The sequence below is a fragment of the Leifsonia sp. ZF2019 genome (genome assembly GCF_019924635.1).
Lineage (GTDB): Bacteria > Actinomycetota > Actinomycetes > Actinomycetales > Microbacteriaceae > Leifsonia.
Map to the genome: position 1 here is coordinate 3,875,861 of NZ_CP065037.1, position 22,522 is coordinate 3,898,382.

21 protein-coding genes are annotated in these 22,522 nt (G+C 72.0%); 8 read left to right on the forward strand and 13 right to left on the reverse strand.

The genetic code is table 11. The features are described from left to right. From lsrF to IT072_RS18940, 5 genes are read right to left on the reverse strand one after another with little or no spacing between them, the layout of a single operon-like run. Entirely contained in the window at nucleotides 1-873 is an 873-nt protein-coding gene (gene lsrF, locus IT072_RS18920; protein ID WP_223358382.1) for a 3-hydroxy-5-phosphonooxypentane-2,4-dione thiolase, read from the reverse strand. Further along, the gene (locus tag IT072_RS18925) at nucleotides 866-1,921 is read right to left on the reverse strand and encodes an ABC transporter permease (protein WP_223358383.1); all 1,056 of its coding nucleotides are present in this window, start codon (nucleotides 1,919-1,921) and stop codon (nucleotides 866-868) included. The genes lsrF and IT072_RS18925 overlap by 8 nt, the downstream gene beginning before the upstream one ends. Continuing rightward, a complete protein-coding gene (locus IT072_RS18930; protein ID WP_223358384.1) occupies nucleotides 1,918-2,925 on the reverse strand; it encodes an ABC transporter permease in 1,008 nt (335 codons plus the stop codon). The genes IT072_RS18925 and IT072_RS18930 overlap by 4 nt, the downstream gene beginning before the upstream one ends. Then, the gene (locus tag IT072_RS18935) at nucleotides 2,922-4,427 is read right to left on the reverse strand and encodes a sugar ABC transporter ATP-binding protein (RefSeq protein ID WP_223358385.1); all 1,506 of its coding nucleotides are present in this window, start codon (nucleotides 4,425-4,427) and stop codon (nucleotides 2,922-2,924) included. Before IT072_RS18935 ends, IT072_RS18930 begins: the two co-directional genes overlap by 4 nt. 32 nt (nucleotides 4,428-4,459) lie before the next feature. Then, nucleotides 4,460-5,527 carry a substrate-binding domain-containing protein gene (locus IT072_RS18940; RefSeq protein ID WP_223358386.1) on the reverse strand — a complete coding sequence of 356 codons (1,068 nt, stop codon included), beginning with the start codon at nucleotides 5,525-5,527 and terminating at the stop codon, nucleotides 4,460-4,462. 145 nt (nucleotides 5,528-5,672) lie between these two features. On the opposite strand from IT072_RS18940, the gene IT072_RS18945 reads away from it, so the two are divergent. Then, nucleotides 5,673-6,425: a GntR family transcriptional regulator gene (locus IT072_RS18945; protein ID WP_223358387.1), complete on the forward strand. Its 753-nt coding sequence runs from the start codon at nucleotides 5,673-5,675 to the stop codon at nucleotides 6,423-6,425. Between the two features lie 54 nt (nucleotides 6,426-6,479). Further along, nucleotides 6,480-7,244 (forward strand): GTP pyrophosphokinase, encoded by a 765-nt coding sequence (locus IT072_RS18950; protein ID WP_223358388.1) that lies wholly within the window; start codon nucleotides 6,480-6,482, stop codon nucleotides 7,242-7,244. 25 nt (nucleotides 7,245-7,269) lie between these two features. Here the strand turns inward: IT072_RS18950 and IT072_RS18955 are convergent, their stop codons facing one another. Then, complete coding sequence (locus IT072_RS18955) at nucleotides 7,270-8,034, reverse strand: SDR family oxidoreductase (protein ID WP_223358389.1); 765 nt, start codon at nucleotides 8,032-8,034, stop codon at nucleotides 7,270-7,272. A 161-nt stretch (nucleotides 8,035-8,195) separates the two neighbouring features. Here IT072_RS18955 and sigJ point away from each other — a divergent pair, with 161 nt between their 5' ends. Genes sigJ through IT072_RS18970 form a run of 3 tightly spaced genes read left to right on the forward strand, consistent with a single transcriptional unit; the run spans nucleotide 8,196 to nucleotide 11,295 of the window. Continuing rightward, complete coding sequence (gene sigJ / locus IT072_RS18960; RefSeq protein ID WP_223358390.1) at nucleotides 8,196-9,089, forward strand: RNA polymerase sigma factor SigJ; 894 nt, start codon at nucleotides 8,196-8,198, stop codon at nucleotides 9,087-9,089. A gap of 27 nt (nucleotides 9,090-9,116) precedes the next feature. Then, nucleotides 9,117-9,752 carry a DUF2461 domain-containing protein gene (locus tag IT072_RS18965; RefSeq protein ID WP_223358391.1) on the forward strand — a complete coding sequence of 212 codons (636 nt, stop codon included), beginning with the start codon at nucleotides 9,117-9,119 and terminating at the stop codon, nucleotides 9,750-9,752. A gap of 49 nt (nucleotides 9,753-9,801) precedes the next feature. After that, nucleotides 9,802-11,295, forward strand: a complete 1,494-nt coding sequence (locus IT072_RS18970) for an MFS transporter (RefSeq protein ID WP_223358392.1) — start codon at nucleotides 9,802-9,804, stop codon at nucleotides 11,293-11,295. A gap of 115 nt (nucleotides 11,296-11,410) precedes the next feature. Here IT072_RS18970 and IT072_RS18975 read toward each other — a convergent pair whose 3' ends face one another. Further along, on the reverse strand, nucleotides 11,411-11,887 hold the full coding sequence (locus IT072_RS18975; RefSeq protein WP_223358393.1) for a GyrI-like domain-containing protein: 477 nt from the start codon (nucleotides 11,885-11,887) through the stop codon (nucleotides 11,411-11,413). A 115-nt stretch (nucleotides 11,888-12,002) separates the two neighbouring features. After that, nucleotides 12,003-12,734 (reverse strand): MarR family winged helix-turn-helix transcriptional regulator, encoded by a 732-nt coding sequence (locus tag IT072_RS18980; protein ID WP_223358394.1) that lies wholly within the window; start codon nucleotides 12,732-12,734, stop codon nucleotides 12,003-12,005. A 55-nt stretch (nucleotides 12,735-12,789) separates the two neighbouring features. On the opposite strand from IT072_RS18980, the gene IT072_RS18985 reads away from it, so the two are divergent. Beyond that, nucleotides 12,790-14,076, forward strand: a complete 1,287-nt coding sequence (locus IT072_RS18985) for a hypothetical protein (RefSeq protein WP_223358395.1) — start codon at nucleotides 12,790-12,792, stop codon at nucleotides 14,074-14,076. Between the two features lie 131 nt (nucleotides 14,077-14,207). Here IT072_RS18985 and IT072_RS18990 read toward each other — a convergent pair whose 3' ends face one another. Beyond that, nucleotides 14,208-16,103: a glucoamylase family protein gene (locus IT072_RS18990; protein WP_223358396.1), complete on the reverse strand. Its 1,896-nt coding sequence runs from the start codon at nucleotides 16,101-16,103 to the stop codon at nucleotides 14,208-14,210. 106 nt (nucleotides 16,104-16,209) lie between these two features. Between IT072_RS18990 and idi the strand changes: the two genes are divergently transcribed. Continuing rightward, on the forward strand, nucleotides 16,210-16,761 hold the full coding sequence (idi, locus tag IT072_RS18995) for an isopentenyl-diphosphate Delta-isomerase (RefSeq protein WP_223358397.1): 552 nt from the start codon (nucleotides 16,210-16,212) through the stop codon (nucleotides 16,759-16,761). 151 nt (nucleotides 16,762-16,912) lie between these two features. Continuing rightward, a complete protein-coding gene (locus tag IT072_RS19000; protein WP_223358398.1) occupies nucleotides 16,913-17,758 on the forward strand; it encodes an SDR family NAD(P)-dependent oxidoreductase in 846 nt (281 codons plus the stop codon). Nucleotides 17,759-17,876: 118 nt separating this feature from the next. On the opposite strand, the gene IT072_RS19005 is transcribed toward IT072_RS19000, so the two are convergent. The 4 genes from IT072_RS19005 to IT072_RS19020 all read right to left on the reverse strand — a co-directional run bounded on the left by IT072_RS19005 (nucleotide 17,877) and on the right by IT072_RS19020 (nucleotide 22,520). After that, nucleotides 17,877-18,401, reverse strand: a complete 525-nt coding sequence (locus IT072_RS19005; RefSeq protein WP_223358399.1) for a hypothetical protein — start codon at nucleotides 18,399-18,401, stop codon at nucleotides 17,877-17,879. Between the two features lie 56 nt (nucleotides 18,402-18,457). Next, nucleotides 18,458-19,063 (reverse strand): dCTP deaminase, encoded by a 606-nt coding sequence (gene dcd / locus IT072_RS19010; protein WP_223358400.1) that lies wholly within the window; start codon nucleotides 19,061-19,063, stop codon nucleotides 18,458-18,460. A 74-nt stretch (nucleotides 19,064-19,137) separates the two neighbouring features. Beyond that, nucleotides 19,138-21,399, reverse strand: a complete 2,262-nt coding sequence (locus tag IT072_RS19015; protein WP_223358401.1) for a glycoside hydrolase family 3 N-terminal domain-containing protein — start codon at nucleotides 21,397-21,399, stop codon at nucleotides 19,138-19,140. Beyond that, a complete protein-coding gene (locus IT072_RS19020; RefSeq protein ID WP_442786776.1) occupies nucleotides 21,396-22,520 on the reverse strand; it encodes an ABC transporter permease in 1,125 nt (374 codons plus the stop codon). Before IT072_RS19020 ends, IT072_RS19015 begins: the two co-directional genes overlap by 4 nt. Nucleotides 22,521-22,522: the final 2 nt, after the last annotated feature.

Genomic DNA, 22,522 nt, shown 5'->3' on the forward strand with positions numbered 1-22,522 from the left:
TCAGTGCGAGAGCTGCTCGAAGAGGGCGAACGCGTCGTCGGCGGTGAGGCCGTCGTGGACGACGCCGCGGACCGCCGCGAGCATCGCCGCCGGATGCTCCGACTGGAACACATTGCGGCCCATGTCGACGCCGGCGGCACCCTCCTGGATCGCGCGGTACGCGACGCGCAGAGCCTCGCGCTCCTCCACCTTCTTGCCGCCGGCGATCACGATCGGGACCGGGCACGCGCTGGTGACGGTCTCGAACCCGTCCTCGACGTAGTAGGTCTTGACGAACGCGGCCCCGAGCTCGGCAGAGATCCGTGTGGCGAGACGGAAGTACCGCGCATCGCGCACCATGTCACGCCCCACCGCGGTCACGGCGAGCACCGGGATGCCCGCGGCCTGGCCCTGGTCGACCAGCGTCGTGAGGTTGCGGACCGAACGGCTCTCGTTCTCCGAGCCGACGAAGACCTGCACGGCCAGTGCGGCGGCGTCGAGGCGCACGGCGTCGTCGATGCCGACGGCCAGATCCTCCGCGCTCAGGTCGCCGAGCACGCTGGGTCCGCCGCTCGCGCGCAGCACGACCCCTTTGCCTGTCGTCGCCGGGATGGTGGTCCGCAGGGCGCCGCGCGTGCACATCAGGGCATCCGCCTGCGGGATCAGCGGCACGATCGAGCGGTCGAGCCGTTCGAGGCCCGAGGTCGGCCCCTGGAAGTAGCCGTGGTCGAAGGCCAGCATGACGGTCTTGCCGTCCGTCGGGTCGAACACCCGGGAGAGGCGGGCGCGCATCCCCCAGTCCTGCCCGGCGAGGCCCTTGAGCGGGAAGTCGCCCGCCTGGGGGGCGGCGCCGGTGAAATCGGTCCCGTCGCGGAGGTCGTCGAGGTCAGCCATGGGTGTTCTCCTTCTTCTTTGCGGTCATGGTCAGGGAGTCGCGCAGACGCGCGAGGACGGAGCGGCCGGTGCCGGTGGCCGCCGCCGAGACGACGACGACCGCGACCACGAGGACGCCCTTGAGGATGTTCTGGGCGCCGACGCTCCAGCCGACGAGGTTGAGCAGGCCCGACAGCAGCACGAAGAACAGCGCGCCGGTCCAGGCGCCGACGGGGACGGCACGGCCGCCCGAGATCAGGGTGCCGCCGATCACGACGACGGCGACCGAGTCGAGCATGTAGGAGGTGCCGAGCACGGTGCTCGGCGAGATGAAGGCGGCGAGCAGCCCTCCGGCGAGGCCGGCCAACGCGCCGCTGACCACGTAGGTGATGGCGGTGACCCGCCAGACTCGGACGCCCGCCCGTTCGGCGGCCCGCGGGCTCTGACCGACGGCGAGCACGCCGAGCCCGAAACGCGTGCGGGCGAGCACGACCGCGACGAGAGCGGTGACGACGACCACGAGCAGCGCCATCACCGGGACGCCTAGGAGCTTCGCGTTGACGAAGGCGCGGAGACCGGCCCCCGCAGTCGCACGGTTGCTGTCGGCCAGGAGCAGGGTGCAGGACTGCACGATCAGGCTCGTCGCGAGGGTCGCGATGATCGGAGGGACCCGCAGCACCAGGATGGCGACCACGCTCACGAGTCCCGCGGCGACCCCTGCGCCCACCGCTGCCGCGACACCGATGACCGGTCCGGCGGCCGCACCGACGCCCACGGCGACGTACGACGCCATCGACACCACTGCGCCGACCGACACATCGATGTTGCCCGGGCCGAGCGTGATGACGAGCATCTGCCCGAGCGCCACGAGGACGAGGAAGGGCGCCAGCGAGAGCGCCTGCGCCAGCGGTTCGAAAGGCTGGCCGGGCCGCACGGCGACGATGCACAGCCAGACGGCCAGCACGCCGATCAGGGACCAGCCCCAAGCCGGCCAGCGGAGCCGGGACCGCGCGCCGACCTGCGTCGGCAGGGTGGGCGCGGGCGGAGGAGTCGAGGTGGAGGTGGTCATCTGCTGAACCTCTCGGTGACGATGCGGCCGGCCAGCACCGCGAGCACGATCACACCCTGCGCGCCCGCCTGCATGCTCGAGGGGAGCGCGACGAGGCTGAGGAGCACCGAGATGAGGCCGAGGGTGACGGCGCCGAGAGCGGTGCCGATGGGGAGGGCGCGGCCACCGGAGAAGGTGCCGCCGCCGAGGATCACCGCGGCGATGGTGGTGAGGGTGAAGTTGCTCGCGGAGTTGATGTCGCCGGAGCGTGTCTGCGCGGCGAGCAGGAGCCCGGAGACGACGATGAGGAGGGCTGCGAACACGTAGGCCGTCACACGGGTCCTCGTCGGCGACCAACCGGCCTTGTCGAGGGTGGCGGCGCTGGAGCCCAGCGCACGCATCCGGGCACCCGCACGGCTGCGCCGGACGATCCACCAGCCGAGCACGGCGGCTATCGCGATGAAGACCAGCGGAGGCGGCACCACCGTGCTGCGCCAGGAGCCGATGGCGGTGAGCCACGCCGGTGTGGAGCCTCCCGGCGTCGGGAGGAGTTGCAGGCCGAGGCCCAGCCAGACGAACGACATGCCGAGGGTCACGATGATGGAGGGGACCCCGCGCTTCTGCACGATCACCGCCAGCACGGCGTAGACGACCGGCACCCCGGCGAGCAGGACGACGCCGAGCAACGGACTGGTCGCGAGCACGGTCGCCGCGATCACGGTGACGAGCCCGACCAGGTTGCCGATGCCGAGGTCGATGTCGCCGACGGACATCACGATCATCTGCGCCTGCGCGGCGAAGACCAGCGGGACGGCCGACATGAGCATGAGGCTCAGACCGGTGACGGAGAGGATGCCGGGCTGGATCGCCGCCGCGATCGCCACGATCACGACGAGGGCGACGAGCGAGAGCAGCGCCGGGGAGCCTTGGGCTACGGCCGCGCGCAGGCGCACGGCGGTCGCCGGTCGACCCGTGCCGCGCGATGCCGGCGCAGCCGCCCGGGCGGATGCGGTGGAGGCGGTCATCGGGCCGTCCCTTCGTCGAACGAGTGGGCGATGATGTGCTCCTCGGTGTTCGTGTCGCCGGCCAGCTCGGAGACGATCCGGCCGCCGCGCAGCACGTAGACGCGGTCGCAGTGAGCCATCTCGGCGTTCTCGGTGGAGTACCAGACGATGGCGCGCCCGGCGGCGGCCTCCGTCTTCATGAGGGTGTAGAGCTCGTTCTTCGTCGTCACGTCGACCCCGCGGAACGGGTCGTCGAGCAGCACGAGCGCGGCGTCGGTCGCGAACGCGCGGGCGACCAGCACCTTCTGCTGATTGCCGCCGCTGAGCGCGGTGATCGGGGTACCGGCGGCGCCGCGGATGCGCAGCGCCTCGATCCAGCGCGCCGCGAGGTCGCGCTTGGCCCGCGCGTCGACGACGCCCGCGGTGCTGATGCCGCGGAGGGCGGCGATCGTGAGGTTCTGTGCGACGTTCCAGAGCGGGAGGATTCCGGAGGTCTGCCGGTCGCCCGGCACGTAGGCGCGCCGCTGCGGTGCCCGCACTCCCCGGGTGAGCGTCCCGGCCGACCAGAGCCGGGCCAGCACCGCCTCCTGCCCCTGGCCGGCGAGGCCCGCCAGCCCGATGATCTCGCCCGAGCGCACGGCGAACGGGATGCCGTCGCCGCGGATCTCGGCCACGACCTCCCCCGCCTGCCGCGCGTCGGCCGCCGCCTCCGCCTCCGCGGCCGCGTGAACCTCCCCGCCCATCGCGTGCAGGAGCACCGACTCGTCCGCCCCCGCGAAGACACCGGCCACGGCGCCGTCGCGCATGACCGCGACGCGGTCGCTGTGAGCGGTGACCTCCGCCATGCGGTGGGAGATGAGGAGAACGCTGGTCCCGTCGGCGGTCAGCCGGTGCAGGTGCGCGTAGAGCTGGTCGGCGGCGTCCACTCCGAGCGACTCGGTCGGCTCGTCGAGGATGAGCAGGCCGAGTCGCTCGGTGCAGAGCGCGCGGGCGATCTCCACCATCTGGCGCTGAGCCAGCGTGAGTTCGCCGACGCGCCTGACGACCGCGATCCCGTGACCGGGGAACACGGTGTCGAGCACCTCGCCGATCCGCCGCTCCGCGCGTGCCCGCCACCCGAAGGGGGCTGCGCGCCGCGGATCGGAGAGGTACGCGTTCTCGGCGACGGTCAGGTCGGCGCAGAGCGCGAGCTCCTGGTACACCATCCGCACCCCCGCCGCAGCGGCCGTGCGGGTGTCCCACGCCCGCCCGACGGCGGTGTCCCGCGCCGTCACGGCGCCCGAGTCGGGTCGCTCGCGTCCGGCGAGGATGCGCATGAGCGTGCTCTTGCCCGCGCCGTTGTGACCGACGAGCCCGAGGATCTCGCCGCGTTCGACGTGCAGGTCGACACCGGTGAGCGCGCGGGTGCTCCCGTAGCGCTTCGTGACGCCGCGCGCGACGATGGTCGCCGTCGCGCCGGCCGCAGCCTCCGGAGCCGCGGCAGGCGCCGCGCCCCCGGTGGCCGGTTCGATCGTCGTTGGCATGGGTCCTCCTCGAACTCGCCGGTCATTCCGCGCTAGCGCAGCGCGGGAGCCTCGGCGTCCTTGCCGTCCGCGACGGCCGCGATGGCGGCGTCGACGCTCTTCTGGTCCCACGGGTAGGCGGCGTACTCGTCGGCCGAGAGCGTGCCCACCCAGTAGTCGAGGTCGTCCTGGCCGATCTCGAGCAGCGGGAGCACGACGGTGGAGGGCACCTTCTTGCCCGCCAGCAGATCGAGTCCGACGTAGAGCGCGGCGACGCCCTGGCCCGGGTCGGTCAGCGCGGCGAAGGAGCCGTTGTCGATACCGCGCTCCTTCCAGAAGCTGAGCGACTTGCCGTCGGTGTCGAAGACGACGACGGGGTCCGGCCGACCGGCGGACTCGAAGGCCTGCACGACGCCCATGCCGCCGATGCAGCCGGGCACCGCTGCGATCTGAGGCAGCGACCCGAGCACCGAGACGATCTCCTTCTGGGCGGTCGAACCGTCGCAGTAGCCGTTGACCTCCGCCGCGACCGTGACATCCGGGTAGTCCTTGAGGATCTCGTGCTGCCGCTTGTTGAACTCCTCCTCCGGCTGCGACCCGATGACACCGCGGTTGATGATGATGTCGCCCTTCCCGCCGATCGCCTTCAGCGCCGGCACGAGGGAGACCTCGCCCCACTTGGCGTAGTCGTTGCGGACGACGTGCGCGCACGGCGCCTTCATGTCCGCATCGAGGACGAGCACCGTGATGCCCGCATCGCAGGCCTCTTCCACGGCCGGCACGAGCGCCGTCGACGACGCCGGGATGACGACCAGCATGTCCGGCTTCTGGAGCACCAGGCTGCGGATCTGCGACGCCTGCTCGGTCGCGCTGTTCTCGCCGGGAGCGTTGACGGTCGTGTACTTCGAGACGACGCCGTCCTTCTTGAGCTTCTCGGCGGCCTTCTCGAACTTGTCGATCAGGGTGAGCCGCCAGCCGTTCACGAAGCCGTTGCTCAGAGCGACGGAGATGCCGCTCGTCATCCCGCCGTCTCCGACGGCGCCGGCCGAGCAGCCGGTCAGTGCGAGGGCCGCCGTGACGGCGGCGACGACGCCGATGCGGCGCCAGGATCCAAACGACATTGTTCTGCCTCCAGGGGTTCGCTTCTCTGCGAAGGGTTCGTCACCTTGTCACGTCCAACTCGTCATGACAAGCTTGTAGTGACAAGACCTTAGACAGTAGCCTGGCGGAGTGTCAAGCGAGGTCGATCCGACGAAGGGGGACAGCATGGGGGCACACCCGGGGGCGGAGGGGCGCCTGGACCGCGATTCCGATGAGCCGCTGTGGCAGCAGCTGGTGGCCGTACTGCGCGACTCCATCGAGACCGGCGCCCTCACGGCCGACCAGGCACTGCCCTCCGAAGCCGAGCTCATCGACCGCTACGGCGTCTCGCGCACTGTCGTCCGGGAGGCGCTCGCGGAGCTCGTCCGGCGCGGCCTGATCTACAAGATCCGCGCCAAGGGATCCTTCGTCGCGCCCCCGCGGCGCGACCTGTCGTTCATCGGGTCGAACGCCGGATCGTCCGAGGACCTCGCCGGGACCGGCCGCACCGTCGTGACGCGCATCCTGTCGCTCGACGAAGGCGCCGCCGACGAACGCGAGGCGACCGCCCTGCGCCTCGCGGAAGGCGCGCCCGTCGTGCGGATGCGGCGCCTGCGCACCGTCGACGGAACCCCCTGGCTCCTCGTCCGGACGACCTTGCCGCACGAGCGTTTCGCCGGCGTGCTCAAGGCCAACCTCGAGAACCGGTCGCTCTACGACCACCTGCGCCGCACCTACGGCGTCTCTCCCGCCGGGGCCGACCGCTGGCTCCAGGCGGTCATCCCCACCGCCGAGGAGACGGCGCTGCTCGACCTCCCGCCCGGCACCCCCGTGCTCGACATCGAGTCGGTGGCCTGGGACGAGCACGAGGTGCCGTTCGAGTACTATCACGCGCTGCATCGCAGCGACGAGTCGCGCTTCTACGTCGGTGTCCGCTGATCGAGCCATCGGATTCACACCGCCCGCACAACCACCGTCGATAGCGTGATGGACATGGATCCCGACCCTGCCGACGCCGCCGTCCCCGCTCTCGCCGGTGATCACGGAGGACCCCTGCTCTCCTCGCGCGCCATCGAGGCACTGCAGAGCATCGACCCCGCCACCCTCGACGAGGTGCAGGCGTTCCGGGACGATTTCGCGCGGTTCATCATGCCCTACAAGTTCGGCATCGACGAGATCTCGACGAAGGTCTCCATCCTGCGCGAAGAGTTCGCCGAGCTGCACGACTACAACCCGATCGAGCACATCTCGAGCCGGCTGAAGTCGGCGGAGAGCATCGAGCAGAAGGTCGTCCGCAAGAACTGCGAGCCGTCGTTCGAGGCGATCCGCGACGCCATCACCGACATCGCCGGAGTGCGCATCATCTGCTCGTTCGTCTCCGACGTCTACCGCGTGTTCGAGCTGCTGATCGCGCAGGAGGACGTGCGCGTGCTGCGCGTCAAGGACTACATCGCGCACCCCAAGCCCAACGGCTACAAGAGCCTGCACGTGATCCTGGAGGTGCCGGTGTTCCTCAGCGCCGGCCCCGTCCACGTCCCGGTCGAGGTGCAGCTGCGCACGGTCGCCATGGACTTCTGGGCGAGCCTCGAGCACAAGATCTACTACAAGTACGACGGCGAGATCCCGGGCCACCTGATGCGCGACCTCACCGCCGCCGCCGACACCGCGGCCCAGCTGGACGTGACCATGGAGGACATCCACCGGCAGGTGCGCGGCGACGGCGGCGGGGTGCAGTACAGCCTGCCGATGCAGGTCTGACGCAGACCGGTCAGACGCAGACCGGTCAGGGGCCGGTGGGCGCTCCCCGGACGACCTGGGCGGTGAGCCACTCCGCGTAGGTCTGCTCGCCGAGCTGCGCGTCGGGACCCGCGAGGATCGTCCCGTCGCGAAGTGCGCGGCCCCAGCGTCCGGGCAGCGGGACGGCGAGCACGCGCCCGCGCCGGCCGGTCGCCGCGAGGTAGCGGCGCACGAGGTCGGGCATCTCCTCCACCTGCGGCCCGCCGAGATCGCGGTCGAGCCCACGGGGCGCACCCGTCGCCACCGCGGCGAGCGCCTCCCCCACCTCCGCCGCGGCGACGGGCTGGGAACGCATCACAGGGACCAGGTGGAGTCGCTTCTCGCGATCGCCGACGAGCTGCGCGGCGAACTCGTGGAACTGGGTGGCCCGGAGGATGCTCCACCCCGTGCCCGACTCCCGCACGAGCCGCTCCTGCAGCGCCTTGCCCGCGTAGTACGCGCTCGGCGCCTCGGTCGCGCCCACGATGGAGAGCACGACGTGGTGCGGGACGTCGGCCTCGCGCTCGGCGGAGAGGAGGGTGCGCGTCGCCGTGCCGAAGAACTCCCGCGAGACGCGACCCGAGGTGGTCTGCACGCTGGTGACGTCGACGACGGCCGCGCATCCGGCGAGCGCCACCACGAGCCCGGAGCCGGTGAGCACGTCGGCCCCGGTCGAGCGGCTGAGCACGACGGCCTCGTGTCCGGCCGTGCGGAGCGCCGCCACCGTGTGCCGCCCGACGACGCCGGTGCCGCCGGCGACCGCGACCCTCATCGTTCGCTCCGCTGGTCGCCGCGGGTGTGGGTGGGCGGGAGCAGGCCGTCGGCCGCAGATGTGATGTCCATACCCATCACGACGACACGGGCACTCCGGATGTGAGGCGCTCCTCACATCCGGAGCCGCTGATCCGTCTTAATGGTGTGAGGGAGGACCGGATGGGCGTGGACATGGACGCGGAGGTGATCGCGGAGCGGCGGCACCTGCTCGCCCTCGGCTACCGGATGCTCGGCACCGTGGCCGAGGCGGAGGACGCGGTGCAGGAGACGTATGCGCGCTGGTACCGTCTGGCTCCCGACGAGCGCGCGGCGATCGCGTCCCCGCGCGCCTGGCTGACCCGGGTCGCGAGCCGGGTGTGCCTCGACGTGCTCGGGTCGGCGCGGGTGCGGCGCGAGAGCTACGTCGGCCCGTGGCTGCCGGAGCCCGTGCCGTCGGCCGCGTTCGGCGTGCCGGGAGCGGGAGCGCCCGGCGACCCGCTGGACCGGGTGACGCTGGACGACTCGGTGAGCTCGGCGCTGCTCGTGGTGCTCGAGGCGATGACCCCGGCGGAACGGGTGGCGTTCGTCCTGCACGACGTCTTCGCCCTGCCGTTCGATGAGATCGCCGCGATCGTCGGGCGCTCGCCCGCAGCCTGCCGCCAGCTGGCGGCGTCCGCCCGCCGCCGTGTCGCGACCCGGCGCGAGAGGGAGGTGCCGCGCGCGGAGCACGACCGCGTGGTCCAGGCGTTCGGGGCGGCGGCGGCCGGGGGCGACCTGGTCGCCTTGATCGCCGTGCTCGATCCGGAGGCCGTGCTGACGACCGACGGAGGCGGCCGCGTGAGCGCCGCCCGCCGGCCGGTCCTCGGCGCGGAGAACGTGGCGCGCTTCCTGCTCGGGCTGGCGGTGAAGTACCCGGAGTCGGTCGTCGCGCCGCAGCAGACGGCCGACGGCCTCGGCTTCGAGGTGCGCCAGGAGGGGGTGGTCACGGGCATCCTGACGTTCACCGTGCACGCGGGCCTCGTCACCGAGATCCGGATGATGCGCAACCCGGAGAAGCTGACGCTCTGGGGCTGAGCGGGCGGCACGCGCGAGAATCGGAGCATGCACTTCGACGGTTTCGACGACGACGCGATCACCTTCTACCGGGAGCTGACCCTCCGGAACGACCGCGCCTTCTGGCTCGAGAACCGCGACCGCTACGAGAATCGCGTCGCCGGGCCGATGCACGCGCTGGCGGACGCCCTCGCGCCCGAGTTCGGTGCGGCACGGCTGTTCCGCCCCTACCGGGATGTGCGGTTCTCCCGCCACAAGTCCCCCTACAAACTCCACGCCGGGCTGACGTTCGAGCGCGGCGGCTACGTGCAGGTCTCGGCCGAGGGAGTGGCCGCGGGCGCGGGGGTCTATCTGTTCGACCGCGACCAGCTCGAGCGCTACCGCCGTGCGGTCGACGCCCCGGCCACCGGTGCGGCGCTGGAACGGGCCGTCGCCGCCGTGGAGGCGGCCGGCCACGCGATCGTGGTCCCCGACCGGTTGAAGACCGCACCGCGCGGGTTCCGCCCGGAGGCCGGCGAGCCGCCGCATCCGCGCGCCGAGCTGCTGCGCTACAAGGGCCTCGTCGCCTGGACGGACTGGGGCATCCCGGACTGGTTCGCCACTGCGGCGGCAGCGGACGAGATCGCCCGGTTCCTGCGCGAGAGCGAACCCGTCTCCGGCTGGCTGCGCGACACCGTGCGCTGACCGCGCGGCAGTTCACCGGCTGTTCCCCGCCACGCCCTACGCTGTGGGCATGACACGCGACCTCCCCGGTGGCGGCGGTGCGAGCGACGACGGCGACGCGAGCACGAGACGCCCCACCACCTCGACCGACGCCCTCGTGACGTCGGCGAGCCCCCTCTTCGCCGACTCGACCACCGAGCGTCGCATCCCGCGCCGCTGGGTGCTGTCGTGGGCGCTGTGGGACTGGGGAGGCGCGGCCTTCAACGCCGTCATCACCACCTTCGTGTTCACGGTGTACCTGACCGGGAGCCTGTTCGTCGATCCGGCGCTCGTCGCCGCGCGCGACGCCGAGACAGAGGTCGACGGCCCGGCGCACGCCGCCGTGACCGCCGCCGAGGCGCCGCTGTCGAGCGGGCTCGGCTGGGGGCTCGCGATCGCGGGCATCGTCGTCGCGCTCCTCGCCCCGGTGCTGGGCCAGCGGACCGATGGATCCGGCCGGCGCAAACTCTGGCTCGGCATCAACACAGGCGTCGTGGTCGTGATGACCGCGCTCATGTTCCTCGTGGCCGGCGAGCCGTCGTACTTCCTGCTCGGAGTGACCCTGGTCGCCGTCGGGACGGTGTTCTACGAGATCGCGACGGTCAACTACAACGCCATGCTCGTGCAGGTCTCGACGCCGAAGACCGTCGGCCGGGTGAGCGGCTTCGGGTGGGGCGCCGGCTACCTCGGGGGCATCGTCCTGCTGCTCATCGTCTACTTCGGGCTCGTCACCGACAACGGCGACGGCACGGGCGGGATCTTCCACGCCCCGCAGGACGCGGGACTCAACATCCGCATCATCGCGCTGATCGCCGCCCTGTGGACGCTCGTCTTCTCGCTGCCCGTGCTGATCTCGGTGCCCGAGATGGAGAAGAACGCGCGCACCCCACGGGTCGGGTTCTTCGCCTCCTACGCCGTGCTCGTGCGCGACATCGCCCGGCTGTGGCGGGAGAGCCGCAACACCGTGCTCTTCCTGATCGCCTCCGCCCTGTTCCGGGACGGGCTGGTGGGTGTGTTCACGTTCGGCGGCATCCTGGCGCAGGGCACCTTCGGGTTCTCCAGCGGCCAGGTGATCATCTTCGCCATCGCAGCCAACGTCGTCGCCGGGGTGAGCACGCTGCTCTCCGGACGGTTCGACGACCGCTACGGTCCGAAGCCCGTCATCGTGACGGCCCTCGTCGGTCTCGTCGTGGCAGGCCTCGCCGTGTTCTTCCTGCACGACGGAGGCGCGACCGCATTCTGGATCGGCGGGCTGGTGCTCTGCCTCTTCGTGGGCCCGGCGCAGTCGGCGAGCCGCACCTTCCTCACGCGGGTGACCCCGGCCGGGCGCGAGGGGGAGGTCTTCGGCCTCTACGCGACGACCGGGCGCGCGGTGTCATTCCTGGCGCCGCTGCTGTTCGCGACGTTCGTGGCCGTGGGAGGGGCGCAGTACTGGGGCATCCTCGGCATCGTCCTGGTGCTCGCGCTCGGTCTCGCGCTGCTGCTGCCGGTGAAGGCGCCGGGGCGGGCGGGCGCGCGGGGCTGAGCCCCGAGCCCCCGGCTCGCTCGGGCCGCCGCCTCCGTCTCCGCCGAGTACGCAGAAAGTGGGGTCGAAACCGTCGAGCAGGCAGAGAATTCGCGTACTCGGCGGTTGGGCGGCGTCAGGCGCGCTCGACGGGAACCTGGAGCTCGGTGACCCAGTCCGGGCCGGGCACGTGTCCCGACGCCTCGACGTACACCTCTCGCGTCGGGCCGGCGGCGCGACAGCCGTCGGCGGCGAGCTGCTCGAACAACCCCATCCAGGAGTCGCCGATGCCGGTCATGTCACCCCGGTGCGTCACCGTCGCCGCGAGCGGGACCGCCGGCAACTCGGCCACCTCATAACCGTCGCCGGGGCGCGGTGGAGTCTCCGCCGGGTACGAGACGTGCACCTCCAGTCGCCCGTCGGCGCGCTCCTCGTACCAGAACACCGACGGCGACAGCAGCGGCCGGCCGGCCGCGGCGAGCGCACGGTCGAGGCCGTCGATCAGCGGGCCGACCATCGGGCCGACGTTCTCGGGACCCACCCCGGGCGCGGTGGCGCTGACCGCGTAGACGGTGGCCGCCTCCAGCGGCCGATACTCGACGGGGTTCGACATCCTCGTGCTCCTTCCGACACCCCGAGGCTAGTGCGCGCCCGCTCGAGTACCCAGAATCTCGGGTGGAAACCGTGGAGTACGCAGAGAGTTTGCGTAGTCGGCGGTGCGAGCAGCGTCAGGCGCGGGGCCAGGCGCGGACGAAGCGGTCGAAGAGCTCGGCGAACGTGCGAGCCTCGTCCGGGGTGAAGTCCGCAAGGGCCGACTCGACGGCGCTGCGGCGGTGCGTCCGCACCTCCTCGAGCTGCGCGCGGCCCGCGGCGGTGAGCTGGATGAGCGCGCGGCGCGCATCGGACGGATCCGGGACGCGCCGTACGTGCCCGCGCTCGACCCCCTCCTGCACCAGACGGCTCGCCCGCGGCTGGTCGACACCGATCGCCTGTGCGAGGGTGCTGATGGACAGCGGGCTGCCCGCGGACTCGGCCGTCTCGAGCGCCTCCAGCATCCGGATCCTGGCGATGCGACCGAGACTGCCGTCGCGTCCACGACGACCGGGGCCGGGACGCGCGGAATCGCCGAACGGCGGGTGGTCGTGGTCGGGATGGTGCGCAGTGTGGTCGTGGGCGCCGTGATCGCCGTGGCCGTTGTCGCTGTGGTGCTGGGCGCCGCCGCCGCGGGAGCCGTGCCGCTGGTCGCCGGGGTCCTGAGCGTCGCGGCCGACACCTCCTGGCGCACCCCACGGCCCGCGCGGACCCCAGGCGTGGGGGCCGCGTCCGAACGGCCCGTCGCCCCAGGGTCCCGACTGTCGGCGACGCGACTGGTCGCGGCGCACCGCCATCAGCGCGCTCTCGATGAGAGCGATGACGTCCGCCGAGGGCGAACCGGGCTGCGCTTGACTCTGATCGTCCATGTATGTAACTATACATTTACTTGTCAACGTACATACAAATAGGAAGGGGTCCCCGATGACGACCATCGACGACTCGAACAACACCCCTGCCTCGACCCCGCCCGGCTATTGGTTCGGCGAGATCGAGAGCCGCCTGCACGACCGGATGCGCTCCGCACTGGCCGAGCAGAACCTCCGCCGCGGCGGCTGGCGACTGCTCCACACCCTGACCGACGGCGCGGCGACCGCCGAAGAACTCGCCGACCGGCTCCCCCGCGGACGCGGACGCGGCGGACGCGGCGGACGCGGCCACGGCCGGCCCCACGCGTTCCACGACGGACAGGACCCCCGCATCGCACACGACGTCGACGACGCAGCCCGCGACGGCCGCGGACGCGACGGCTTCGACCCGCGCCGGAATCACGGAGACCGCGGCTACGGCCCACATGGATCCCGTCGCCACGGGGGCTTCGATGCCCGCCAGGCCTACGGACCCGACGGCTTCGGTCCGCGTGGATTCCGTGGTCACGACGACGGTGGCCAGGGCCGGGCCGGCGATCGCCACCCGTCCGATCCGCGCCCGCAGGGCGCCTGGACCTACAGTCGCGAGACCTGGCACGCCGAACCGGCGTTCGCCCCGCACGGCGGGCGACCGGATCACGATGGGCGGGATGACCGCTTCGATCACCACGACCACGACGGCCACCACGGCCACCACGGCCACAGCGACCGGTACGACTACGACGCCCATCACGGCGAGCACGACCACGACCACGACCGCGACGGCCACCGCCGTGGACACGGTCGCGGCCGGGCCCGTCAAGCCGCCTTCGAACGCGGCTTCGAGCGCGGTTACGCCGCAGCGGCGCCGGTCGCCGGGCCGTTCGGTGGACCGTTCGCCGGGCCGTTCGGCGGCCCCGCCGGCTTCCGCGGGGCGCGGGGCTTCCGTGGCGAGCCCGGGTTCGGGTTCGGACCGCAGCACGGTCCCGGCTGGACCCGCGGCCACGGCCGCGGACCCTGCTCCGGCGACCGCCGGGTGGCGCGCGTCGAGCGCATCCTCGCGGACTTCACCGAGCGTGGCTGGGTCTGGTTCGACGGGGATAAGGCGACGCTGACCGACGAGGGACGCGCCGCACACGACGCGGCCTTCGCGAAGGTGCGCGAGGTACGCGAATCGCTGGCCGCCGGCATCTCGGACGAGGACTACGCCACCACACTGGCCACCCTCGAGACGATGGCCCGCAACCTCGGCTGGGAGCCGCGGGCGGCCGATGACACGGCGGGCGACAGCACGGGCGACCTGGCGAACGCCCCGACCGACGGCGCCACGGAATCCGAGACCGGCGACAGCGCGGCGTCGTAGCCGGCGGCTACACCCCGCGCCACACCACGGGCACCACGGGCCGTCGACGAGTCCACTCGGCGGCGGCCGTCGCCCGCCGCTCGACGACGGAGGCCGGGACGCAGCACGCGACCCGGCCTCCGTCGCGTCCGTCACACGCGGCGGCGGCGCCTGCTTTCCGCCAGGAGCGCGGTCAGGCCGGCGCCGGCGAGCAGGGCGACGAGCGCGGTCGCGCTGACCACCGCGCCTCCCGCGCCCGAGCCTGTCGCAGCGAGCTCGCCGGCCGCGATTCCCGCCACCGCCGCACCCCCGCCGTTCGCCTCCCCTGCGGGCTCACTGCGCGGCGCCCACGCCGCCGAGAACGTCTGCGCCGCCATCAGCGGCTGCAGCGCGTCCTGCACCGCGTCGTCGGCGAACAGCGTACGCATGGCGCCGTCGTCGAGGCCGTTGGCGACCGCCGCCATGATCATCGACTGATCGAGGGAGAGGTAGCGCTCGGCGATGCGTCCGCTGTGGACCGCGACGGCGTCGTAGAAGCCACCGGGGCCGTACGCGTGCAGCTCACGCTCGATGCCGCGCAGGTTCTCGACGGCGCCGCGGGCGTCGTAGCCGAGTGCCAGGAACGACGCGTGCGGGGTCACGACACCGTCGCCGTACGCCGGCGCAGGGTTCGTGCCGCGCTCGGCGGTCGGACAGCCGTCGAAGGGGAGGTCGACGTCGGTGTTCTCCTGGTCGGAGAAATAGCCGTCGGCGCGCATCCCGGCGGCATCCACGCCGTACTCGCGGTAGCCGCCGTCGGGGTTGCTGGCGGGCGAGAAGCCCCAGTAGCCGTAGCCGGCGTCCTGTCCGTGCTTCTCCTGCACAGCCACCGTCACGGGATGGTTCACTCCCCACGAGGTCGGACCCCAGACCTCCTCGGGCACCAGGAGGTCGGGCATCAGCGCCTCGAACATGCTGCCGCCCCAGCTCGGCACGAACCGCATGCCGTCGTATCGATAGGCGCCCTCGTAGACGGTGAGGCCGTCGTAGACGCGGCTCTCGCCCACCGGGCTCTGCTCCTGCCACGAGTAGTCGCATCCGGCGGGCATGGTGCGGAAGGTTCCGTACAGGCCGGACGACGGGATCTGCCCGTTCACGATGCCGAGGTAGGTCGCGATGCGGCTCTCGCTGACCGTCGTGTCGTACCAGTGGCAGGTGTAGAACACGTTCGGGCCGACCCCGGAGAACGGCGCCTGCTCGCTGGCGCACGTGTCCCCGGGCTGCTCCTCCCAGAACCCGCCCTTGTTGGTGCCTGCGGGGAGATTCGGGGTGTACGGCGTGGGATCGAAGAAGACGCCGAAGTCCATCGAGTCGTACAGGGCCCGTGCGCGGTCGGCGAGAGCCGGTTCGCCGTTCGCGACCATTCGCAGGGCCGCGGCGAGCCAGCCGTTGTCCACCGTGCTGAGGAAGGGATGCACGACGGAGCCGTCCTCCGGCCAGGTGGTCAGCTTGCGACCGTCTGCGGGCGAGTACCAGTTGTAGAACATCCCGCTGGCGGCGTTGCGATCCAGCCGCTCGAGGGTTCCGACCGTGGTCGCGAGGCGCGCCCGCGCGTCGTCGGCGGAGATGATGCCGAGACCGCGCGCCGCGAGGGTCGACCACAGGTAGCCGCCGATGTTGGTCGGCGACGTGTGCCCGCTCGCGGAGGCAGGGTCGAGTGCGCCGTCGATGTTGTCCGCGGGGAGCCCGACGGCCGGATCCGTCATCGCATCGAGCGATCGCCAGGTGTCGGCCGCCCAGCGGCGGAGGTCGGCCGCGTACGGCGACGCGTCACCGGAGGCGGGGCCGTGCGTGTCGACGGCGAGGGCGGTGGGTGCGGCGGCCGCGAGGGGGCGGCGGCGGACGTCGGAGCGGCCGAGGCGGGAGCGGCGAGCGCGACCGCGCCGGCGAGTGTCGCGGCGAGAGCTGCTCCGCCGGCGCGGAGCGCGCGCCGGGGTCGCGGGAGGCGGGGGAGGTGAAGGGGCATCGTCGTCCTTTCGCCCGGCACCCGCGCAGCAGCGCACGGACACCGTCAGTTGAGGTTTCGTGAGAGTGTATGCGCATACATCGCATCCCGCAACCCTGCCGGTGCACCCGCCCCACGCCCGCGCCTCCCCGCGAGCCTAGGATGGACGCATGACGCCACCCCGGGAAGAGGTCGTCCTGCTGGCCGAGGACGGGACGCCGATCGGGACGGCCGACAAGGCCACCGTCCACACCACGGACACTCCCCTGCACCTCGCCTTCTCGTGCCATCTCTTCGACGGCGAGGGGCGCATCCTGGTCACCCGGCGGGCGCTCGGCAAAGCCACGTGGCCCGGAGTGTGGACGAACTCGTTCTGCGGGCATCCCGGCCCCGGCGAGTCGTTCGCGGACGCGATCGCGCGGCGCGCCGGCGACGAGCTCGGGACGACCATCGAGAACGTCGTCGTGGCCCTCCCGGACTTCCGCTACCGCGCCGTCGATGCCGGCGGCATCGTCGAGTACGAGATCTGCCCGGTCTACACCGCCACGGTCGCGGGCGAGCTGGCCCCCTCCGCCGCCGAGGTCGCGGAGTGGGAATGGGTCGACCCGCGCACGCTTCTCGCTGCCGTGGAGGCGACGCCATGGGCCTTCAGCCCGTGGCTGACCCTGCAGCTCCCCGCCCTCTACGCCGCGCCGGATGGCGAACCTTCGGACCAGCTGTGAGAACGGCTCATATTCTCCACCTGTGAAATCTCCTGTGGATAACTCGCCGCGGAGTATTCCGCCCGGAGAATCCGTACGCCCACGGAGCGACTCGGGGCACAGACCGCCCTCCGTTTGACCTCGAGCGCACTCGAAGGAGCATGCTGGGACCATGAACTCCTCCAGCGCTCCCGTCGCCCTCGTCACCGGAACCTCCACCGGCATCGGACTCGAGACGGCGGTGACCCTCGCCCGCGGCGGGTGGGATGTCGTCGCCACGGTGCGCGACGTCGCCCGCGCGGACCGCCTGCGCGACGCTGCCGCCATGGCCGGCGTCTCCCTCGACATCCGCGCTCTGGATGTGACCGACGGGGCGACCTCCGCCGCGCTCGTCGCGCAGGTCGTCGCCGAGCGCGGCCACCTGGACGCGCTCGTCAACAACGCGGGTGCCGCAGCCCTCGGCACCGCCGAGATCATGGGGATCGACCGCGTCCGCGCGGCGATGGAGGTCAACTTCTTCGGCGTCGTGCAACTCACCCAGGCCGCTCTCCCCACCCTGCGCGCCTCCGGCGGTCGCGTGGTGACGGTGTCGAGCGTCGGCGGGATCGTCGGCCAGCCGTTCAACGACGCCTACTGCGCCGCCAAGTTCGCCATCGAGGGATTCATGGAGAGCCTCCACCCCGTCGCCGCGGCGCTCGGCGTCGCGGTCGTCGTGATCGAGCCCGGCGCCGTCGCGAGCGAGTTCGTCGCCAACGCGACCGAGGGCCGGGATGCCGCGCTCGCCTCCGCGGGCGACTACGCGCCGCTGCTCGCCGCCTACCTGGAGCGCACCGCGGGCGCGTTCGACGCCGCGCAGCAGCCGGCCGACGTCGCCGCCGTCATCGAGCGCGTGCTCACGGAGGACGCGCCGCCGTTCCGCGTGCAGACCTCCGACACCGCGCGTGCCTTCGTCGGCCTCAAGCTCGCCGACCTCGACGGCTCCCGCGTCACCGGCGCCACCGCCGCCTGGATCGCCTAACCGACCCCTTCCGTCGCGCCCGACACAAGGGCGCCACACAAGGGTCGCATTCCGCCGGAAAGGGGGCGCCGAAGCGGCAGTTCGCGACCCCTGGGTCACGCCGGACGGGCGGGGCCGGTCAGCCGGTGCGAGTGGCGTCGATATGCTGTTCGAGCCACCAGGTGCGGCCCTCGTCGTCGGAGACCCAGCCGTCCCACTCGAAGGAGTCCTCGGTGATGGAGGAGAAGTTCCAGCGGATGGGGCGGCCATCGGTCTGCGTGCCGTCCTGGCGGATGCCATCGCGGTGGCCGGTGGCGACCAGGGTGCAGAAATCACCGGCGACGGCTCCGAACCAGCTCACACGCCACGCGCCCAGCACGGGGTCGTAGACGCGCACCGTCGTCCCCTTGGACTCCATGCGGGTGGGGTCGGTCGCGCTGGGGGCGACCAGCACGTCCTGCACCGCGCGGCCGCCGAGGGTGTAGGCGAAGAGCCAGTCGGTGGCAAACTCGCTCCACGCTCCCGACTCCTCGTCGAGGAAGCGGCACTCGGCGCGCCAGCTGCCGACGAGCTGCCCGAAGAGGTGCATGCGCTGCGGCCGCACCGGGGTGGGCCCCGTCGCGATCAGTGCACGCGCGAAGTCGGCGTCGGTCGTCTCGCTCATGGTGCGCCTCCCGGGTCGAGGGTCGGTCGAGGTCGGTCGGAATCGCCGGGGCCGGGTCAGCTGGAGGGGCGTCCGGCCTCGGTGCCGGACACGTCGGTCCGGTGGAAATTGAGGAACGACCGCGAGGCCGTCGGCCCCCGCTGTCCCTGGTAGCGGGAGCTGTACTCGCTCGACCCGTACGGCCGCTCGGCCGGCGAGGTGAGACGGAAGAAGCACATCTGGCCGATCTTCATGCCCGGCCAGAGCTTGATGGGCAGGGTCGCGACGTTGCTGAGCTCGAGCGTCACGTGCCCGGAGAAACCGGGGTCGATGAATCCGGCGGTCGAGTGCGTCAGCAGCCCGAGGCGCCCGAGGGAGCTCTTGCCCTCCAGCCGCGCGGCGACGTCGTCCGGCAGGGACACCAGCTCGTAGGTCGAGCCGAGCACGAACTCGCCCGGGTGCAGGATGAACGGCTGGTCCGCCTCCACCTCGACGAACCGGGTCAGTTCGGGCTGGTCCTCCGACGGGTCGATGAACGGATACTTGTGGTTGTCGAACAACCGGAAGAACCGGTCCAGCCGCACGTCGATGCTCGACGGCTGGATCATCTGGGAGTCGAACGGCTCCAGGGCGATCCGTCCGGCGCCGAGCTCGGCCTTGATGTCGCGATCGGAGAGAAGCACGGGGACAGCCTATCGGGTGCCGGTCGGCGGAGGCACGGGGTCGGACAGCGTCCCGCGCCCCGCCGCCGACGGGGTCAGTGCACCTCGAACGGCGCGGCCAGGAGGTCGATCTCGCGGGAGGACGAGCCGACGAGCAGTTCGAACGCACCCGGCTCCACCCCGCGGTCACCGGCCGCGTCCACGATGGAGCACTCCGCGACCGGGAGGATCAGCCTCACGCGCGCCGACTCGCCCGGGGCGAGGTCGACCTGCCGGTGCGCCTTCAGCTCCCTGTCGGCCCAGCTCACGCTGGTGACCGCGTCGCGCACGTACACCTGCACCGTCTCGCGCACCGGGCGGTCGCCGGTGTTGCTCACGGTGACCTCCGCCACGATGTCGTCGCCGGCCCCGACGTCGGTGCGCTCGAGGGCGAGCTCGGTGTACTCGACCGTCGTGTACGAGCGCCCCTGGCCGAACGCCCACGCCGGCGCCTGGGTGAGGTCGGCGTAGCGGTCGCCGTGCTGGCCGCGGATCTGGTTGTAGTACGTCGGCTGCTGGCCGACGTGGCGCGCGAACGAGATCGGCAGGCGGCCCGACGGCTCGATGCGGCCGGTGAGCAGCTCGGCCAGCGCCCGTCCCCCCTGCATGCCCGGGTTCGCGGCCCAGACCACGGCTGCGGCCCGTGCGACGGAGGCGGGCAGCACGAGCGGCTTCGAGGCGAGCAGGATCACGACGACGGGCTTCCCCGTCGCGATCAGTGCGTCGAGCAGGGCGTTCTGGCCGCCGATCAACTCCAGCGTCGCGGTGGAGCGGCCCTCGCCGATGAGCTCGATGCGGTCGCCGACAACGGCGACCACGACGTCCGACTGCTCGGCGGCGGCCACGGCCTCGTCGAGCAGCTGCCGGTCGGGTGCGCTGGGCACGACCACCGGAGGCCGCGGCTGGCCGTCCGGGAACGTGCGGCCGGCGGGGTCGTCCTCCAGCGTCAGGATGTCGGCGCCGCGGGCGTGGCGCACGCTGAGGCCGTCGATGGCGCGGAGGCCGTCGAGCACGGTCGTGATCATCTCACGCGGCTGGCCGTCGAGCCAGCCGGCCTGGCCCGAGCCGCCGGCCCAGTCGCCGAGCTGGGTCTGCGCGTCGTCGGCGAGCGGGCCGACGACGGCGACGCGCACCGGCGCGGAGGAGTCCGCCGCGATCGGCAGGGTGCCGTCGTTCTCCAGCAGGACGAGCGAGCGCCGGGCGATCTCGAGGTTCAGGTCCGCGTGCGCGGCGCTCCCGACCACCGTGTCGAGGTCGGGGGCGGGCAGGCGCGGGTCCTCGAACAGGCCGAGGTCGAACTTCAGGGCCAGGATGCGCCCGACGGCCGCGTCGAACGCGTCCTCGTCCAGAAGCCCCTGTGCGACGGCCTCCAGCGCCCCTTCATAGAAGAGAGGAGTCGTCATCACCATGTCGTTGCCGGCCTTCACCGCGGCCGCGGCGGCGTGCGCGTAGTCGGGCTGCACCTTCTGCTCCCAGACCATGCGGCCCACGTTGTCCCAGTCGGTGATGAGGGTGCCGGTGTAGCCCCACTCGCCGCGCAGCACCTCGCTGAGCAGCCAGTCGTTCACGGTGATCGGAACGCCGTCGGTGCTCTGGTAGCCGAGCATGAACGTGCGGCAGCCCTCACGGGCCACACGCTCGAACGGCGGCAGGAACCAGCTGCGCAGCTTGCGCCGCGAGATGTCGGCCTCGCTCGCGTCCCGGCCGCCCTGCGTCTCGGAGTAGCCGGCGAAATGCTTCGCGGTCGCGAGGATCGCGGTCGGGTCCTCGAGCCCGTCGCCCTGGTAGCCGCGGACCATCGCGCTCGCGAGCTCGCCGATCAGGTACGGATCTTCGCCGAACGTCTCGCTGATGCGCCCCCAGCGGAGGTCGCGGGCGATGCACAGCACGGGAGAGAAGGTCCAGTGCACGCCGGTCACCGCGACCTCTTCGGCCGTCGCCCGGGCGACGCGCTCGATCAGCTCCGCGTCCCACGACGCGGCCATGCCGAGCTGGGTGGGGTAGATCGTCGCGCCGGGCCAGAACGAGTGGCCGTGGATGCAGTCCTCACCGACGAGCAGCGGGATGCGCAGGCGGGTCTCGGCTGTGAGCCGGTTCGCCTCGAGGATGCGCTCCGGGGAGGTGTGCAGGATCGAGCCGACGTGGCGGCGCAGCACGTGGTCGCGCAGGTCGTCGCGCGCGTCCAGCTGCAGCATCTGCCCGACCTTCTCCTCCACCGTCATGCGGCCGAGCAGGTCGTCGACCCGCTCGGCCGTCGTCAGCGACGGGTCCTGGTACGGGAGCGTGGGAGATGCGGTCTCGGGAAGGGTCGACGTCATTCGGTGACGCCTTCCGTCGAGGAGCGAGCGGAGGACGACGAGGGGTTCGCCGGGGCGTCGGGTGCGTCGGCACCCGTCCGCACCTGGGTGACGGTCGCGTTGATGTTGAGGCCCTTCTTCTTCAGCGCGCGGGCTCGCTCTCCCGCCGAACGCAGGCGGGGGTTGACGTACTCGTCGATGCCGAAGTTGACGAGCGCGAGCGCGACGCCGAGCAGCGCGATGCACAGACCGGCGGGGACGTACCACCACCAGTAGTCCGGGAACGCGTTGTTCTGCTGCGCCCAGAACAGCACGGTGCCCCAGTTGAGGTTCGACACCGGGATGACCCCGATGAACGCCAGGGTGGTGAGCCCCAGGACGGCGGCCGTCATCGTGCCGACGAAGCTGGAGGCGATGAGCGCCATCAGGTTCGGCAGCATCTCGACCAGGATGATGCGGTGCAGCGGCTCGCCGTTGGCGCGCGCCGCCTGGATGAAGTCGCGGTTGCGCAGCGACATGGTCTGCGCGCGCAGCACGCGGGCTCCCCACGCCCATCCCGTCAGGCCGAGCACGGCGGCGATGACGATCAACGGCGGGTCCTGGAACTGCGACGCGATGATGATCATCAGCGGCAGGCCGGGGATGACGAGGAACACGTTGGACAGTGCCGACAGGGACTCGCTCTTCCAGCCGCGCAGGTAGCCGGCGGTCACACCGACGGCGATCGCGACGATGGTCGCCATGATCGTCGCGAGGAATCCGACGATGAGCACGCCGCGCGTGCCGTAGACGATCTGGCTGAAGACGTCCTGGCCGATGTGCGTCGTGCCGAGCAGGTGCTGGAACGACGGCGGCTGGAGGGTCTCGTCGAGGTTCTGCGCCTGCGGGTCGTACGGGGCGATCAGGGGAGCGAAGATCGCGACGAGGATGAACACCCCGAGGATGATCAGGCCGGTGGCCGACTTCGGGTTGCTGAACATCGCGAGCGACACCTTCAGCTGCGACCAGAATGTCTTGCGCGGCGCCGGCCCCTGCGGACGCCCGGCCAGGAAGGCCGCCGTCTCCGGTGCCCCCACGCCGATCGGCTGGTCGGGCGCCGGTGCGTTCTCGGTGGGGAACGTGCTCTCTGCGGGGATGGTCATGA

Excerpts from the sequence above, each read along its gene's own strand:
- lsrF (WP_223358382.1), bottom strand. The coding sequence starts at position 873 with ATGGCTGACCTCGACGACCTCCGCGACGGGACCGATTTCACCGGCGCC.
- IT072_RS18925 (WP_223358383.1), bottom strand. The coding sequence starts at position 1,921 with ATGACCACCTCCACCTCGACTCCTCCGCCCGCGCCCACCCTGCCGACG.
- IT072_RS18930 (WP_223358384.1), bottom strand. The coding sequence starts at position 2,925 with ATGACCGCCTCCACCGCATCCGCCCGGGCGGCTGCGCCGGCATCGCGC.
- IT072_RS18935 (WP_223358385.1), bottom strand. The coding sequence starts at position 4,427 with ATGCCAACGACGATCGAACCGGCCACCGGGGGCGCGGCGCCTGCCGCG.
- IT072_RS18940 (WP_223358386.1), bottom strand. The coding sequence starts at position 5,527 with ATGTCGTTTGGATCCTGGCGCCGCATCGGCGTCGTCGCCGCCGTCACG.
- IT072_RS18945 (WP_223358387.1), top strand. The coding sequence starts at position 5,673 with ATGGGGGCACACCCGGGGGCGGAGGGGCGCCTGGACCGCGATTCCGAT.
- IT072_RS18950 (WP_223358388.1), top strand. The coding sequence starts at position 6,480 with ATGGATCCCGACCCTGCCGACGCCGCCGTCCCCGCTCTCGCCGGTGAT.
- IT072_RS18955 (WP_223358389.1), bottom strand. The coding sequence starts at position 8,034 with ATGAGGGTCGCGGTCGCCGGCGGCACCGGCGTCGTCGGGCGGCACACG.
- sigJ (WP_223358390.1), top strand. The coding sequence starts at position 8,196 with ATGGGCGTGGACATGGACGCGGAGGTGATCGCGGAGCGGCGGCACCTG.
- IT072_RS18965 (WP_223358391.1), top strand. The coding sequence starts at position 9,117 with ATGCACTTCGACGGTTTCGACGACGACGCGATCACCTTCTACCGGGAG.
- IT072_RS18970 (WP_223358392.1), top strand. The coding sequence starts at position 9,802 with ATGACACGCGACCTCCCCGGTGGCGGCGGTGCGAGCGACGACGGCGAC.
- IT072_RS18975 (WP_223358393.1), bottom strand. The coding sequence starts at position 11,887 with ATGTCGAACCCCGTCGAGTATCGGCCGCTGGAGGCGGCCACCGTCTAC.
- IT072_RS18980 (WP_223358394.1), bottom strand. The coding sequence starts at position 12,734 with ATGGACGATCAGAGTCAAGCGCAGCCCGGTTCGCCCTCGGCGGACGTC.
- IT072_RS18985 (WP_223358395.1), top strand. The coding sequence starts at position 12,790 with ATGACGACCATCGACGACTCGAACAACACCCCTGCCTCGACCCCGCCC.
- idi (WP_223358397.1), top strand. The coding sequence starts at position 16,210 with ATGACGCCACCCCGGGAAGAGGTCGTCCTGCTGGCCGAGGACGGGACG.
- IT072_RS19000 (WP_223358398.1), top strand. The coding sequence starts at position 16,913 with ATGAACTCCTCCAGCGCTCCCGTCGCCCTCGTCACCGGAACCTCCACC.
- IT072_RS19005 (WP_223358399.1), bottom strand. The coding sequence starts at position 18,401 with ATGAGCGAGACGACCGACGCCGACTTCGCGCGTGCACTGATCGCGACG.
- IT072_RS19015 (WP_223358401.1), bottom strand. The coding sequence starts at position 21,399 with ATGACGTCGACCCTTCCCGAGACCGCATCTCCCACGCTCCCGTACCAG.
- IT072_RS19020 (WP_442786776.1), bottom strand. The coding sequence starts at position 22,520 with ATGACCATCCCCGCAGAGAGCACGTTCCCCACCGAGAACGCACCGGCG.